This is a genomic window from Brevibacillus humidisoli (assembly GCF_020923435.1).
Lineage (GTDB): Bacteria > Bacillota > Bacilli > Brevibacillales > Brevibacillaceae > Brevibacillus_E > Brevibacillus_E humidisoli.
This window is the reverse complement of the sequence record NZ_CP087263.1, coordinates 4,365,631-4,378,503: the sequence shown is the minus strand read 5'-3', so window position 1 is coordinate 4,378,503 and position 12,873 is coordinate 4,365,631. Positions and strand designations below refer to the sequence as shown.

Sequence of the window (12,873 nt, the reverse complement as noted above, 5' to 3'; positions counted from 1 at the left end):
CACGCACCCTCCTTTACCTTTCCCGGCAGGAAGCACCGTTGTGTGCTTGTCTTCCGGCGATCAGATTCTCCTTGTCGATGCGGCTCAAGTGTTTGATGCTCTCTTCCCGGCGCAGACCCCAGGAACGGGATTCTCCCTCTTCTACGTAGACCAGCTCTACCGGTGTTCGTCCACGGGTGTATTTGGCTCCTTTTCCCGCATTGTGCTCCGCGATCCGGCGCAGCAGTTCCGTCGTGTATCCTGTGTACAGGGTGCCATCCCCACACCGCAGTATGTAGACGAAGTGACTTTTATGTGAGGGAGTCTCGATGTCCATAGTAGATCTGGTACAGTTCTTCACAGTATTCTTCCCCTTGTTCGTAAACAATTAACGGTGGCTGTATCCGCAGTTCGGGTCTGCCGCCGCGCATGCCTTCGATGAGCACCATATTTGGCTCGGTATTTCGCCGGGGATGAACCAAACGCATTTTTTTCGGTTCAATCTTGTACTGCCGCATCAGCGTTACGATGTCGATCAACCGGGTCGCCCGGTGGACCAGCGCCACCTTGCCGCCGTTTCTCAGCAGTTGGCTGCTGACACGGATCACGTCCTCCAGTGTTAATAGAATCTCATGGCGAGCGATTGCAAAATGATCACGCTCGTTCACTTCTCCACTGGCAGCCGGCATGTACGGCGGGTTGCAGGTGACCAGATCAAACTGCCCGTACCCAAACTGGGTAACGGCCTGCTTTACATCGCCGTGGTGCATCCGGATTCGCTGTTCCAGCCCGTTCAACAGCACATTGCGGCGGGCCATATCGTACAGGCGCGGTTGGATCTCCAGTCCCTCAATGATTACCCCGCGGCTGCGTGTACTCATCATCAGCGGGATGGCCCCGTTGCCGGTGCATAAATCCATCACACGCCCCCTCTTTGGCACCGAAGCAAAGCGAGCCAGCAGGACAGCATCCATCGAAAAACAAAATACCTCATGACTTTGAATAATTTTCAGTTCGTTTGTTAACAGATCATCGATCCGTTCCCCCTGATGCAAAGGGATATGATCTGGTTGGTGCATGCCGTTGTCTGCTCCTTTACGCCGAATCCTTTTTCAGCATTTGTGACTTTCCGTTTTCCACCGGGAAAGCTGCCTGATCGGGAAAAAAGCGACCTGGTCCGGTACGTGAGACGAGGTCGCTTCTTGCTATTTTTGAATCACTCCACTCAAGAACGAGAGGCAAAACAAGCAGTCCCCTTCTTTACGCAGACTACCGTAGTGGATATTGCATATATGGAACCCTTCGGCATAAAGGCGGGCCAGGTTGTCGTAGCCTTCACCGACCACTTTCCCCCTGCCATCTGGCGCCTTTTTCGACTGATTCGGGTCCGTCTGTGGCTGCTTTGGAGTCGGTTTGGACGGTTTGCCGTTCAACCGGTTGCGCAGATGCTCGTTTTCCAACTGCAGTTGGCCGTTTTCTTCGATCAACGTGACAATCACGTTTTTCAACTCGCCAACTTCCTGATAGAGCTCGCCAATTCTCTCCTCAATACTGGCCATCTTCTCAAATATCTCCCGCTTATCCACTTCACCACCCCATCCCGCTTGCCTGTGCCTCTCTTATTCTCTGGTTTTATCCGGTCACAATCTCATCCAATGCAAACTCCATCACCCGGTTTGCTTCCGACAATTCTACCTGTACCAGCCGATCGAGCAGATTCACGCTGACAACCCGACCTGAGCCCATCTGGGTCATCACAGATGTCCCGACGTCTGGCAGCTCTTCTTTTGCACTCTCGTAATTGTCATTTTCGTATTTGAGACAGCACATCAGTCGACCACACAGCCCGGAAATCTTGGCTGGGTTAAGGGACAAGCTTTGATCTTTTGCCATCTTGATGGAGACTGGCTCGAAGTCCCCGAGGAAGGTGGAGCAGCAGAGCAAGCGGCCACACGGACCAATCCCACCCAGCATTTTCGCTTCATCCCGCACACCGATCTGTCTTAGTTCGATGCGCGTACGGAATACGGAAGCGAGGTCTTTCACCAGTTCCCGGAAATCGACCCGGCCGTCAGCCGTAAAGTAAAAGATGATCTTGTTGCGGTCAAATGTGTATTCCACATCGACCAGCTTCATCTCCAGTTTGTGCTCCTGTATTTTCGTCTGGCAGATCTTGAATGCTTGTTTCGCCGCCTGTTTATTATCGTCTACCTGGCTGGCGTCGCTTTCATTGGCCACCCGGATTACTTTTTTCAGCGGCAGAACCACATCCGACTCGCCTACCTGCTTCTTGCCGATCACCACTTTGCCGTACTCAATCCCGCGTGCCGTCTCGACAATCACATGACATTCTTTCTCAACCGGCAAACCTGCCGGATCAAAATAATAGATCTTGCCTGCTTTCTTGAAGCGAACACCTACCACTTCATACAAAGGTTATCCCCCCTGGAGTTGAAGAACCAGCCGTTCCAACGCCAACTGTGGATTCGCGTTACGCTCGATCCGATTTCTCGTATCCATGGCTAGTCCGATCCCCTGCATAAGTTCCGCCTGGGTCCAGACATAAGCCTGACGCTCCAGCATATCCTGTTGATCTCTGTATATCAACTGCGCATGGCGACCTACCTGCACATAGAGAACGTCGCGCAGCCATAAGATGAGCATATCCAGAAATAGTGGCAGTTCCTCTTTCAATCTCTCATTCTTGACAAAAAGTTCTTGTATCGAATACAGCGCGTAAGAGCCGCGTTGTTTACAGTCCTGTGACAATTGTATCACTTCGTTTCGAAGCTGTGCAAACCAATCTGATTGGCTAAGTTCCCTCGCTTCATCCAGTTGTGTCGTTATTTGACAAGCCAGATGGGCCATACCGGACGGGATCCCTTCGGCGATCAACTGTGAAGCCAGAAGTTCAACCGGCAGCGGGGAAAACGGGATGATTTGACAGCGGGAGAGAATGGTTGGAAGCAGTGCATGACTGTTTTCCGTAAGCAGGATAGCCACCACCCCTTTGGGTGGTTCCTCCAGAAACTTCAGTAAACTGTTGGCAGCTTGGACCGTCATCTTGTCTACGTGTTCGATCACGTACACCTTGTGTGGGGACTCCAGTGAACGCATGGTCATCTCTTTCTGCAAAGCCCTGATCTGATCGATCTTGATCGAGGCTCCATCCGGTCGGACCACGAATACGTCGGGATGATTGCCTCCTGAGATCCGCTGGCAGTTGACGCATTGCTCACATGCATCGTGGGAATGCTGGCGGCAAAAGATCGATTTGGCCAGGTGCATCGCAATGCGCATCTTGCCCGTCCCCCGCGGCCCTGTAAACAAATAGGCGTGGGCCAACCGATCGTTCGTCAGGCTTGCCTGCAGCAGATCCGTTACCCGCGGTTGTTCCGTGATTTGGCTCCAAGTCATATCCATTCACCTAAAAGTAGAGATTGATCAGCATTCCACGGATTTCGCCGATGCGAGCCAGGAGGTCGATTGTCGCACCCTGTTCCTCCAACAGCTCGTCCGCCAGCAGGAGCAACTGCTCGTCCACCTGTTTGACGATCTTGTACAGGCGGCTTCTCCCCCGACGGTTGACACCCCGGCGATCCTCCAACGCGACACCGTATTTCACCGCTTCTTCCATAAAGCGTTTGACCAGGTTTTTGTACGCGTAAAAGTCGCGGACAGAACGGGAGCGAGCAAGCAGTTGAGCCTGCTTGTCTATTTCTTGCAAAAGCTGGTTAAGCCGTTCTTGCGACAAACGTTGGTGTTCGCTTTTGACCAGGTCGCCAAACGAGAGTTTGTCCACCTGCGCCGCCTTCTTGAGATCCGCACCTTTGAACGTGTCAAATGTGGGCTGCAGCCGTTCCCCGATTTTCATCTCCATACCCCCGTCAGATGCTGCCTAATACGAATGGAATTGTTCCACATCCAGCACAAACACTGCCGCTCCGCCTACCTGTACTTCAACCGGATACGGTAAAAACGAGTCAACCGCACTGCCGAGCGGAGATACGGGTGTGACCATCTGCTTGCGCGACTTGCAGCTTTGTTTGATGATATCCATCACTTCGGACACCTGTTCATCCTCGGTACCGACCAGAAAGGTCGTGTTGCCTGCTCGCATAAAACCGCCGGTACTAGCCAGTTTCGTTGCACGAAAACCATTTTTGACCAACGCTTGCGACAGCCGTCCGCTGTCTTTGTCCTGCACCACCGCGACAATCATCTTCATCCCATCTCACCCTTTCTCCTTACATGATTTGCAATCTGCCATTCCCAAAAATCGGCCATAATCTCCTCATGAACTTCATCTATAGAGCGATCGGCATCAACCAGCCGAATTCTCTCAGGGTGCTGGCGTGCGATGTGCTGAAAGCCATCTCTGACACGTTGATGGTAATCCTCACCTTTTTGCTCGATCCGGTCCAGTCCGTCTCGCCGTCCCAGTCGCGAGCGCCCCTCTGATACGGAGAGATCTAATAGATACGTCCGATCGGGCTTTAATCCTGCTGTAGCAAACCGGTTGATCTCCGCGATTATGTCAACCGGCAGCCCCAGTCCATAGCCCTGGTAGGCGATACTGGCGTCGACAAAACGATCGCAGACCACGATCCTGCCGCTCTGCAGCGCCGGGATCACTTTTTCCTGCACGTGCTGGGCGCGTGAGGCGGCGTAGAGCAGCACCTCCGTCGCATCGGTCATCTCTGTATGTGCGGGGTCCAACAAAAGCGACCTGATTTTGTCACTGATCGGAGTACCGCCGGGTTCCCTCGTCACCAGTACATCGTACCCTTTTTGCCGCAATCCCCGGGAAAAGGCCTCTACCTGTGTCGTCTTTCCTGCTCCGTCTGGTCCTTCAAATGTAATAAACAATCCGGTCAAAAAGGTACCTCCTCAAGTGACGATCTGTATCGTTGTCAGTGACGGGTCGTGTACACCGTGAAAACGTATCTTCTGCCGCTTAAGCGCAAGCAGCCACTGCAGCGCCTGCTGATCGATCCGCTCACCCGGTACGAGCAGGGGGATGCCCGGTGGGTAAGGGATCACCATCTCACCGGCGATACGACCTTCCGATTCTTCGAGCGGGATCGGGAAGCGATCGGCGTCAAGCGCCTCGTGCATCGCCATCACCTGTTCCCGCAGGAACCAGGAGGATAGAACGCCCCCTGTCTGTCTTATCCGATATCCTCCGCTGGATGGCGGGAGGTCGATACTCTCAAGTACTTGCCATACTCTTTCGACGTCCTCCGGGGAAGTTCCTGTCGAAGCAGCTAGTAATACGTGTTGGGAGGAAGTCAGTTCCGGAAAAATCGCATACTGCTCCAAGATCTGCTGCAGTTGGTACCCGGTCAAGGCTTCCGTGCGCAGATCAAGCATTAGTTTTAGCGGATCGAGTGTGGTATAGACGCCGTTCTCGGTAAGCTGAGGCAGTGCAAGCCAGGCAAGTGAAGCCAACCGTTCCCTCAATCGCTTCAATAGCGGCAGTACCCGATCCAGTTCCTTCGCTCCCTCTATCAGCATATGCCTGCGGGCCAGATCAAGTGAAGCCAGCAGCGGATAAGAGGGGCTGGATGACTGAATCATCCCCAACGCCTGGTAGAGGCGACTGCGGTTAATCCGCTCCCCTCTCAGATGAAGCATCGAGCACATTGTCATCGCTGTCCCCATCTTGTGTGTGGATTGGACGGACGCGTCTGCTCCGCTGCCCATAGCCGAATCAGGCAATTCCGGGTGAAATCCAAAATGGCTGCCGTGAGCTTCGTCTACCAATAGCGGGATCCCGAACCGATGGACTACTGCCGCCATCCTGCGCAGGTCGATGCCCATGCCGTAATAGGTAGGGTTGGTCAAGAAAACAGCTTTGGCGTCGGGATGTTCCTGCAGCGTCCTCTCCACATCCTCCCGCCGCAGTCCGGCCGCGACACCTGTTGCCGGATCAACAGCAGGTACTACGTAGATCGGTTTGGCCCTGGCGAGAATGATTCCGTGATAGACTGACTTGTGGCAATTGCGCTGGATCACGATTTTTTCTCCTGGCCTGCAGACAGCGAGGATCAAGGCGATGTTGCCAGCAGTCGTACCGCCGACAAGAAAGCGGGTCTCTTCCGCTCCGTACGCCTCTGCCGCCAGTGCTTGTGCCTCTGCGATCACACCCTCCGGCTGGTGCAGGTCGTCCAATCCACTGATCTCTGTCAGATCGAGGGGGAGAAGCGGCAAATACTGTTGTTTTGCCTCCTGATCAAAGCTTCGCCCCATCTTGTGTCCGGGAACGTGGAAAGGATGCGGCCGCCGCTCGGCGTGTTGGATCAGCGCCTGATACAGCGGCGCACACCGTTGTCTCTCCCAAAAGGCATCTCCGCTCTGCAACCGTCGTTCACGTCCTTTTTTCATATATACCCTATTGTAACATGGATATCAAAAAGCAAAAGGGCATCTGCTATACGATAGCGGATGCCTCTTGTGGCGCTGCATGATCAGACAGGCAGCTTACGCATTCTGTTTTAGCCAGATCTGTCGCATTTGCTTGATGAAGAAGGGGTATTTCTCGTCCATAACGTCTGTCTTCACCATCTCCTGTTCACAGGGATAACAGATGAACTGCTGCCATATGGCGATGCCGACAGCCCGTTCTTCTCCACAGACGATGCAGCGCTGACTAGATCGGTCCATCGTTACGTCCACCCTTCCGTAATCTACCAACCATTATATCCTATTATAAGCAGTTGCATTCCAAACGTTCGTGTTTTGACCAAATGTTCGATACATCAGCCGATACGCTTCCGCCTCCGCAAGAGGATAACAGGCACACGTGTCGATTACTGTCGGCTCCTGCATCCGTCGGACCAGTTCTCCCAGGTCCAGCTCGCATACGGATGGGTCCGCTTCCAGGATCAGTAGCAGGTGGGCTTGATCCAGCGCTTCCAATGGGGTGGAAACTCTTTTCCATCCTGCCGGTAGATTGTTCGGCTTTTGTCGGGCAAGCCTATACGTGACATGTACCTGCTTCGTCTGCAGCAGTTGTTGGATCAACCGCGGATAGGGTGTTGGATCGCCCCAGATGGCGATGTGTGAGAGGTTCGTTTTCTGCCAAACTTGTTTCAACTGCCGCAGCAACCAGCGTTCCACCTGCAGCAACAACGCATCTGTACGGGAAAAGGAGGGCAGCAGCCACTGCTGACCTACACGGCGGTCCATCCCGATCCCCTGCGCTACCTGTTCAAAACGGGCACCTGTACGATCACAGTGCTGTGCCATTCGGTAGAAGAACCGCTGTTTTAGCGCCAAAAACTGCACGAGAGCACGAGATACCTCATCTGCTTCGACAAGTCGACAAACAAGAGATACGATACGGCAGTCAGCCAGCCGATGACGCAGCCGATGCAGCCAGACGCCGTAAGGATCGCCCCCGAGAACGGCACGGTCTCCGTCGGCCAGCAGAACCAGCCTCACCACTTCTACGGAATGCCCGGCAAAGCGCTCTGTCAGTTGGCTGGCAAAGCCATAAGGCACCATATCGCCCAGGACTAACAGCAGCAGCGGATGATTACCACTGCGCCCGGTATCCAATAAGTGCTTGACCGTGGCAAAGAGAACGGACTGATCCACCGGCTCGTCAATGAGTAGGCCAGCGACCGGCTCGTCCCACTTGGCTGCCGCCTGAAACAGCCCTTTCTCGATCAGCTGCTCTCGTATCGGTTCTGCACCTCGCCTTTCTTCTTGGTCACATAGCAGGAGAAGCTCGTTCACATACACGCTCTATCCCCCTCTTGATTCCGGCTTGACTCGTTTATCTTTCCCATAAACCGTCAACCCATCACATCATTGGCCCGACTCTCCCTATGTTCGACTCTATCAGCCAAACGTATAATATAGATTAGACTTAGGTGTGATCTGTATAACACAGAACAGGATCATCCTATGAAAAAAGTGCGTAACCTCGCTAGCTGCTGTCTAGTTCTCATCATAAAAAAGGAGGCCTGCCATGAAAGAGCAGACCATCTATAGCTATAAGCTGCTATCCCGTTTTCGCTGGCGGTGGCCCGGCGTTCTGCTGCAGCTTGCCGGACTGGCGGCAGGCCTGATCGTCTTTGCCCTGCCTGTGTCAGACTCTTGGGAGCTGTTATTTTCTCTGTCCATACTCGCCGTTCTCCCAATTGTCCATCACCTGCTGTTTCGCTTTTATGTCTACACGGCTTCAGAACAGGTAAAAACATCACCTGACGCTCTGTTTTCCGTCTGGTGGGGGGCTGGTACAACCTATCCTGTCTCGCTCTCCTTTTTTCGCCGTGCGGAAGCGACTGTCACGCTGGGGAGCGTCCTCACCTCAGCTTTCCTGTTTGCCTGGCTTCCCTTTTCTTATGGGGTTACACTGGCAATCGGATCTGTCGTCTTCATCATCCCGCGGTTGTCTGCGCTGTTGCTCACGTACCGTCAGCCTGGACACTGCCGGGTACGGTACGAACAAGGGAGCATCGCTTTTCTGCAAACAGACGGTTGACACCGTTGGGCATCACATCATAAACAGTTTGATCATCACCAACGCTGCCAATCCTGGCAGTCGCAGGAAGCCGGCAATCAAGGCTGTCACCGGGTTGATTGGAAGGTGGAACCCTGCCATCTCGCCGACTAGGTTGGCGAAAAACAGCAGCACCGCCCCGATTACCAAGTTTAATGCAGCCAACCCTACCCAGCGAAGCGGTGTTTTGACCGACTTGCTGGCCGCAACAATAAACAAAAAACCGGCGATAACGATGGCAATCACGTATTCAATCGGCATCCGGGAATCCCTCCTACGCTTGACGGCACATCTGATGATAGCGGCGGGCACAATCCAACAGGAACATGTACCGCTTCTCCGTCAACCGCAAATGGTAGATAGCTCGGTCAATCGCTTCCTTACCTTCCGACAAGCTGACGTGATGCTGCGCATAGTGCCAGTCCTTTCTGGCCTGTTCAATCGATTGCAGCAGGTCTGCCCACTCATCGGTTACCGCTGCTGGCTTCTTGTTCCGGATGAACCACTTCATCGCAACTCACTCCCGTTTTGATCTTGCCGCTGACAGCCACCCAGGAGTCTGCCCCAACCTAGAAATAATAATAGAGCACACTTGTCAGATTGTTCAGGCTGTGAAGCAGGATCGCTCCCCAGAGTGACTGGAACTGATGGCGAATCACACCCAGCCCCACTCCGATCACGAACAGCGGAACAAATAAGGCGACATCGATATGAATCAAGGCAAACCAAAAGCTGGTCAGCAAAATACCGACAACTGCACCCCATCGCTTCACCAGGTAGGTCTGGATGACACCGCGATACATCGTTTCCTCGGCAATCGGTACCATGATGCCTATGATCATCACAGCCCACAGGCCAGTCAGCCAGTGGTTCTCTTTCGCTTCCACAATCTCGCTCTCAATCCCCTGCTCCCGCTCCGATTCCAACGACAGCTGGAACAGATCGGCGATGGGATTGGTCAACAACGCATCAAGAGCAAACACGATGAAGAGAAACATGACCGCAAGCGTGACCAGCATACCGCGAATCTTCCGAGGCCGGCAAAAGCCGATGAGGGCTCCCCTTCCCCGAAACATGAAGAAGGCGATCAACAAGATAAACAGCTGCAAAGATGCCGACTCCAGCAAGCCTCCGACCGTCCCCTCGGGAAAGAGCGGATAGGGAAGGAAAAAACTGTATAGGAACAACATCACGGTGTTTATCAGATGAAGCCATGCCAGCATGTACAGCACATCGGATCCATCCAGTGTGGAGCGAAGCCGCAGACTCCTGCCGACAGCCTGTTCTCTGATAAAGGAACGGACGAATCCAAACCCCACAATCAAACTGAATGAACTTCCAACCAGCAGCAGCAAGGTCATCAGCGGTGTTGGTTCCTGGAGCGTGGAGGCAACCCAACGACCGTCAGACCCCGGCGTAAAGCGGATCAACGATAGTTCAAAGATGAGTTGATACAGGTATCCCACTACCAGCAATATGGCCCAGCCTCTCGATTGACGCAGCTCTGTCTCTTGATCCAAATAGATTTGTGGCCCTGTTTGCATCGCCTCACACTCCTATCTCCACTCTATGCCCTGTCCACCGGAAAAAGTCGCAAAACTTTTTGCGGAAGGGACAGAGTCGAAAAAAGACAGGATCTCTCCTGCCCTCCTCATCCGCACGATCATGGCCTTTATAGCTCCCGTCGCCCTTCCAGCGCTTTCGTCAGTGTTACCTCGTCCGCATATTCGAGATCGCCGCCGACCGGCAGCCCATGAGCGATCCGGGTGACCCGAATGCCAAACGGCTTGACCAGACGGGAGATGTACATGGCGGTCGCTTCTCCCTCAATATTGGGGTTGGTCGCCAGAATCACTTCCTGCACCTGCTCATCGCTCAGCCGTTTCAACAGGTTGGGAATCTTGATATCTTCCGGCCCGATTCCATCCATCGGCGAAATCGCCCCGTGCAAGACATGGTAGTACCCTTCGTACTCACGCGTCTTCTCCATCGCCACCACATCCTTCGGCTCTTGTACGACACAAATGACAGAGCCGTCACGCTGCTTGTCGCGGCAGATATGACAAGGGTCCACATCGGTAATATTGTTGCAAACCGAACAGTACTGAAGCTGCCGTTTGGCATTGACCAGCGCTTTGGCCAAGTCCAGCACGTCATCTTCTTTCATGCCCAAGACAAAAAACGCCAGGCGGCCCGCCGTTTTGGGACCGATGCCCGGCAACTTCATGAACCCCTCAATCAGCTTGGAAATAGGTTCGGGATAAAACATCTCTCTCTACTCCTTTGACGTCCGGTTAAAACAGGCCCGGGATGTTCATGCCACCTGTAAAACGTCCCATCTCTTTGTTCACCAGTTCGTCTACATTTTTCAAGGCATCATTGACAGCCGTCAGAACCAGGTCCTGCATCATTTCCACATCATCCGGGTCAATCACTTCCGGCTTGATTGCGATATCCACGATCTGCTTGTGCCCGTTCGCCTTGACGACAACGGCACCACCGCCTGCCGACCCCTCGATCACTTTCTCTTTCAGTTCTTCCTGCGCCTTTTGCATCTCCTGCTGCATCTTTTTCACTTGTTTCATCATCTGCTGCATGTTTTTCATCGGCGTACCCTCCTTGCGTTGTTCTGCTTATTCTTTCACTTCTACCAACTGTTCGCCTACCAGCTTGATCGCCTCGGAGACAAATGGATCCTCGGCCTCCTGCTGATCATCCGTTTCCGGGACGGCTGCATCCGCCTCAACGCTTTGCCACTGTTCTTCCATCACGGACAAGAGCTGCAGCGGTCTGCCAGTCAAGTCGTGCACAACCCGCTCGACCACACTTTTTAACTCTGGTTCCATCGTCTTTTCGCAGTGGATGGTGCTTTTAAAGGTGACAATCAGCGTATCGCCGCTGACGATGGCGGGTTGGCCGCTTACCAGCCAGGCTTGATACTGAATCTTTATTTTCTTCAATTCGGCGAGAATCTGTGCCCATGCTCCACGGATGCGCTGCGTCATCGCTTCATCGAGAGAGCTGGCCAGTCTCTGCAGTTTTTGCGTGGAGGCATGAGCAGGCCCTCCTGCAGCCCGAGGTCTCCGGGGTTCAGTCTGACGTGACTCGCCGTTACTTGCTTCGGCTTCCGTCTTTACCTGTCCCCTACTGATCAGCTCCAGCTTTTCTTCGAGTGAGCGCACGCGTTTGACCAGGATTTCCACCGCATCCGCACGCGCCGTCGGCTCCGATGTGGCCGCCGCTCCCGACTGCTGCGGGAGGCCGCCGCCTGCCATCTGGCACAACTTGACCAAACTCAGTTCTGCCAGTACTCGCGCGTAGCTGGACCACTTCAACTGCGTGAGCGACTGATTCAGCGATTCGATGATCTCGTACAGAACCGGCAGTTCATAAGACTCAGCAACCCCGGCAAACTGATCGTCAAGCAGGGTACGATCAACCGCTTCTTTTAGTCCGGGCGCAGTCTTTAGCAACAGCATATCACGATAATAGTGCATCAGATCCTGCAAAAAATGTTCCGGATCCTTCCCCTGGGCCATCACCTGGTTAAACTGCTCCAATACGTTGGCCACATCCTGCTCTGCAATCATCCGGGCTACCGTGGAGAAGTAGGTCTGCGCCACTGAACCGGTAATCTGCAGGATATCGCCTGTTGTAACGCGATCCCCACTGTAGCTGATCGCCTGATCCAACAGACTGAGCGCATCCCGCATCCCGCCTTCCGACATCTTGGCGACCAGCAGCAGCGCTTGCTCATCTGCTTCCACCTGCTGCTCCGTACAGATCTGCTGCAGGCGGCCTACAATCTCCGACAGCGCGATCCGGTGAAAATCAAAGCGCTGACAGCGGGAGATGATCGTCGCCGGCAGCTTGTGCGGCTCTGTCGTCGCCAGGATAAACATCACATGGGATGGTGGTTCCTCCAGAGTCTTCAACAGGGCGTTGAAGGCCTCCGTGGTCAGCATATGCACCTCATCGATGATGTACACCTTGTACTTCACGTCACTTGGAGCAAACTTCACCTTGTCCCGGATATCGCGGATCTCTTCCACCCCGCGATTGGAGGCGGCATCAATCTCCAGCACATCCGTAACGACACCCCCGCTGATCGCCTTGCATGAATTGCAGGCATTGCAAGGCTCCCCATCCTGTGGGTTTTCACAGTTCACTGCTTTGGCCAGAATCTTGGCCGCACTGGTCTTGCCGGTGCCGCGTGGTCCGTTAAATAGATAGGCATGGGAAAGCCGCCCCTCCCGCAGGGCATTGCGCAGCGTCGTTGTCACATGGGACTGCCCGACAATGTCTCCGAAGGTATCTGGTCTGTAAACACGATAAAGTGCCGTGTAAGCCATCCTTGCCAACTCCCAACCGATTGGGTCGCT

18 protein-coding genes are annotated in these 12,873 nt (G+C 53.9%); 1 reads left to right on the top strand and 17 read right to left on the bottom strand.

The annotated features are described in order from the left end of the window. Positions 1-13: 13 nt before the first annotated feature. The 11 genes from LOK74_RS21260 to LOK74_RS21210 all read right to left on the bottom strand — a co-directional run bounded on the left by LOK74_RS21260 (position 14) and on the right by LOK74_RS21210 (position 7,728). Complete coding sequence (locus tag LOK74_RS21260) at positions 14-316, bottom strand: GIY-YIG nuclease family protein (protein ID WP_230043974.1); 303 nt, start codon at positions 314-316, stop codon at positions 14-16. Next, entirely contained in the window at positions 291-1,058 is a 768-nt protein-coding gene (locus LOK74_RS21255; RefSeq protein ID WP_230043973.1) for a tRNA1(Val) (adenine(37)-N6)-methyltransferase, read from the bottom strand. The genes LOK74_RS21260 and LOK74_RS21255 overlap by 26 nt, the downstream gene beginning before the upstream one ends. 126 nt (positions 1,059-1,184) lie before the next feature. Then, a complete protein-coding gene (yabA, locus tag LOK74_RS21250) occupies positions 1,185-1,565 on the bottom strand; it encodes a DNA replication initiation control protein YabA (protein ID WP_230043972.1) in 381 nt (126 codons plus the stop codon). Positions 1,566-1,611: 46 nt separating this feature from the next. After that, positions 1,612-2,412: a PSP1 domain-containing protein gene (locus LOK74_RS21245; RefSeq protein ID WP_230043971.1), complete on the bottom strand. Its 801-nt coding sequence runs from the start codon at positions 2,410-2,412 to the stop codon at positions 1,612-1,614. Positions 2,413-2,415: 3 nt separating this feature from the next. Further along, entirely contained in the window at positions 2,416-3,396 is a 981-nt protein-coding gene (gene holB, locus LOK74_RS21240; protein WP_230043970.1) for a DNA polymerase III subunit delta', read from the bottom strand. A 10-nt stretch (positions 3,397-3,406) separates the two neighbouring features. Then, the gene (locus LOK74_RS21235; RefSeq protein WP_230043969.1) at positions 3,407-3,853 is read right to left on the bottom strand and encodes a YaaR family protein; all 447 of its coding nucleotides are present in this window, start codon (positions 3,851-3,853) and stop codon (positions 3,407-3,409) included. A 24-nt stretch (positions 3,854-3,877) separates the two neighbouring features. Beyond that, the gene (locus tag LOK74_RS21230) at positions 3,878-4,207 is read right to left on the bottom strand and encodes a cyclic-di-AMP receptor (protein WP_230043968.1); all 330 of its coding nucleotides are present in this window, start codon (positions 4,205-4,207) and stop codon (positions 3,878-3,880) included. After that, complete coding sequence (gene tmk / locus LOK74_RS21225) at positions 4,204-4,857, bottom strand: dTMP kinase (protein WP_230043967.1); 654 nt, start codon at positions 4,855-4,857, stop codon at positions 4,204-4,206. Before tmk ends, LOK74_RS21230 begins: the two co-directional genes overlap by 4 nt. 12 nt (positions 4,858-4,869) lie before the next feature. Further along, positions 4,870-6,366, bottom strand: a complete 1,497-nt coding sequence (locus LOK74_RS21220; protein ID WP_230043966.1) for an aminotransferase class I/II-fold pyridoxal phosphate-dependent enzyme — start codon at positions 6,364-6,366, stop codon at positions 4,870-4,872. 96 nt (positions 6,367-6,462) lie between these two features. Then, the gene (locus LOK74_RS21215) at positions 6,463-6,645 is read right to left on the bottom strand and encodes a sigma factor G inhibitor Gin (protein WP_230043965.1); all 183 of its coding nucleotides are present in this window, start codon (positions 6,643-6,645) and stop codon (positions 6,463-6,465) included. A gap of 33 nt (positions 6,646-6,678) precedes the next feature. Next, positions 6,679-7,728 carry a hypothetical protein gene (locus tag LOK74_RS21210; RefSeq protein WP_230043964.1) on the bottom strand — a complete coding sequence of 350 codons (1,050 nt, stop codon included), beginning with the start codon at positions 7,726-7,728 and terminating at the stop codon, positions 6,679-6,681. Positions 7,729-7,957: 229 nt separating this feature from the next. On the opposite strand from LOK74_RS21210, the gene LOK74_RS21205 reads away from it, so the two are divergent. Continuing rightward, entirely contained in the window at positions 7,958-8,473 is a 516-nt protein-coding gene (locus tag LOK74_RS21205) for a hypothetical protein (protein WP_230043963.1), read from the top strand. 12 nt (positions 8,474-8,485) lie between these two features. Here LOK74_RS21205 and LOK74_RS21200 read toward each other — a convergent pair whose 3' ends face one another. From LOK74_RS21200 to dnaX, 6 genes are all read right to left on the bottom strand, one after another. Beyond that, a complete protein-coding gene (locus tag LOK74_RS21200; protein ID WP_230043962.1) occupies positions 8,486-8,752 on the bottom strand; it encodes a pro-sigmaK processing inhibitor BofA family protein in 267 nt (88 codons plus the stop codon). Positions 8,753-8,765: 13 nt separating this feature from the next. Further along, on the bottom strand, positions 8,766-9,002 hold the full coding sequence (locus tag LOK74_RS21195) for a YaaL family protein (RefSeq protein ID WP_230043961.1): 237 nt from the start codon (positions 9,000-9,002) through the stop codon (positions 8,766-8,768). A 58-nt stretch (positions 9,003-9,060) separates the two neighbouring features. Further along, complete coding sequence (locus LOK74_RS21190) at positions 9,061-10,035, bottom strand: CPBP family intramembrane glutamic endopeptidase (RefSeq protein WP_230043960.1); 975 nt, start codon at positions 10,033-10,035, stop codon at positions 9,061-9,063. Between the two features lie 128 nt (positions 10,036-10,163). Beyond that, positions 10,164-10,760, bottom strand: a complete 597-nt coding sequence (gene recR / locus LOK74_RS21185) for a recombination mediator RecR (protein WP_230043959.1) — start codon at positions 10,758-10,760, stop codon at positions 10,164-10,166. A gap of 25 nt (positions 10,761-10,785) precedes the next feature. Then, entirely contained in the window at positions 10,786-11,097 is a 312-nt protein-coding gene (locus tag LOK74_RS21180; protein ID WP_230043958.1) for a YbaB/EbfC family nucleoid-associated protein, read from the bottom strand. Between the two features lie 27 nt (positions 11,098-11,124). Next, complete coding sequence (gene dnaX / locus LOK74_RS21175) at positions 11,125-12,843, bottom strand: DNA polymerase III subunit gamma/tau (RefSeq protein ID WP_230043957.1); 1,719 nt, start codon at positions 12,841-12,843, stop codon at positions 11,125-11,127. Positions 12,844-12,873: the final 30 nt, after the last annotated feature.

Bases quoted from the DNA above. Each gene is read 5' to 3' on its own strand.
- LOK74_RS21260 (WP_230043974.1), bottom strand. From the start codon at position 316: ATGGACATCGAGACTCCCTCACATAAAAGTCACTTCGTCTACATACTG.
- LOK74_RS21255 (WP_230043973.1), bottom strand. From the start codon at position 1,058: ATGCACCAACCAGATCATATCCCTTTGCATCAGGGGGAACGGATCGAT.
- holB (WP_230043970.1), bottom strand. From the start codon at position 3,396: ATGACTTGGAGCCAAATCACGGAACAACCGCGGGTAACGGATCTGCTG.
- LOK74_RS21235 (WP_230043969.1), bottom strand. From the start codon at position 3,853: ATGAAAATCGGGGAACGGCTGCAGCCCACATTTGACACGTTCAAAGGT.
- LOK74_RS21230 (WP_230043968.1), bottom strand. From the start codon at position 4,207: ATGAAGATGATTGTCGCGGTGGTGCAGGACAAAGACAGCGGACGGCTG.
- LOK74_RS21220 (WP_230043966.1), bottom strand. From the start codon at position 6,366: ATGAAAAAAGGACGTGAACGACGGTTGCAGAGCGGAGATGCCTTTTGG.
- LOK74_RS21215 (WP_230043965.1), bottom strand. From the start codon at position 6,645: ATGGACCGATCTAGTCAGCGCTGCATCGTCTGTGGAGAAGAACGGGCT.
- LOK74_RS21205 (WP_230043963.1), top strand. From the start codon at position 7,958: ATGAAAGAGCAGACCATCTATAGCTATAAGCTGCTATCCCGTTTTCGC.
- LOK74_RS21200 (WP_230043962.1), bottom strand. From the start codon at position 8,752: ATGCCGATTGAATACGTGATTGCCATCGTTATCGCCGGTTTTTTGTTT.
- LOK74_RS21195 (WP_230043961.1), bottom strand. From the start codon at position 9,002: ATGAAGTGGTTCATCCGGAACAAGAAGCCAGCAGCGGTAACCGATGAG.
- LOK74_RS21190 (WP_230043960.1), bottom strand. From the start codon at position 10,035: ATGCAAACAGGGCCACAAATCTATTTGGATCAAGAGACAGAGCTGCGT.
- recR (WP_230043959.1), bottom strand. From the start codon at position 10,760: ATGTTTTATCCCGAACCTATTTCCAAGCTGATTGAGGGGTTCATGAAG.
- LOK74_RS21180 (WP_230043958.1), bottom strand. From the start codon at position 11,097: ATGAAAAACATGCAGCAGATGATGAAACAAGTGAAAAAGATGCAGCAG.
- dnaX (WP_230043957.1), bottom strand. From the start codon at position 12,843: ATGGCTTACACGGCACTTTATCGTGTTTACAGACCAGATACCTTCGGA.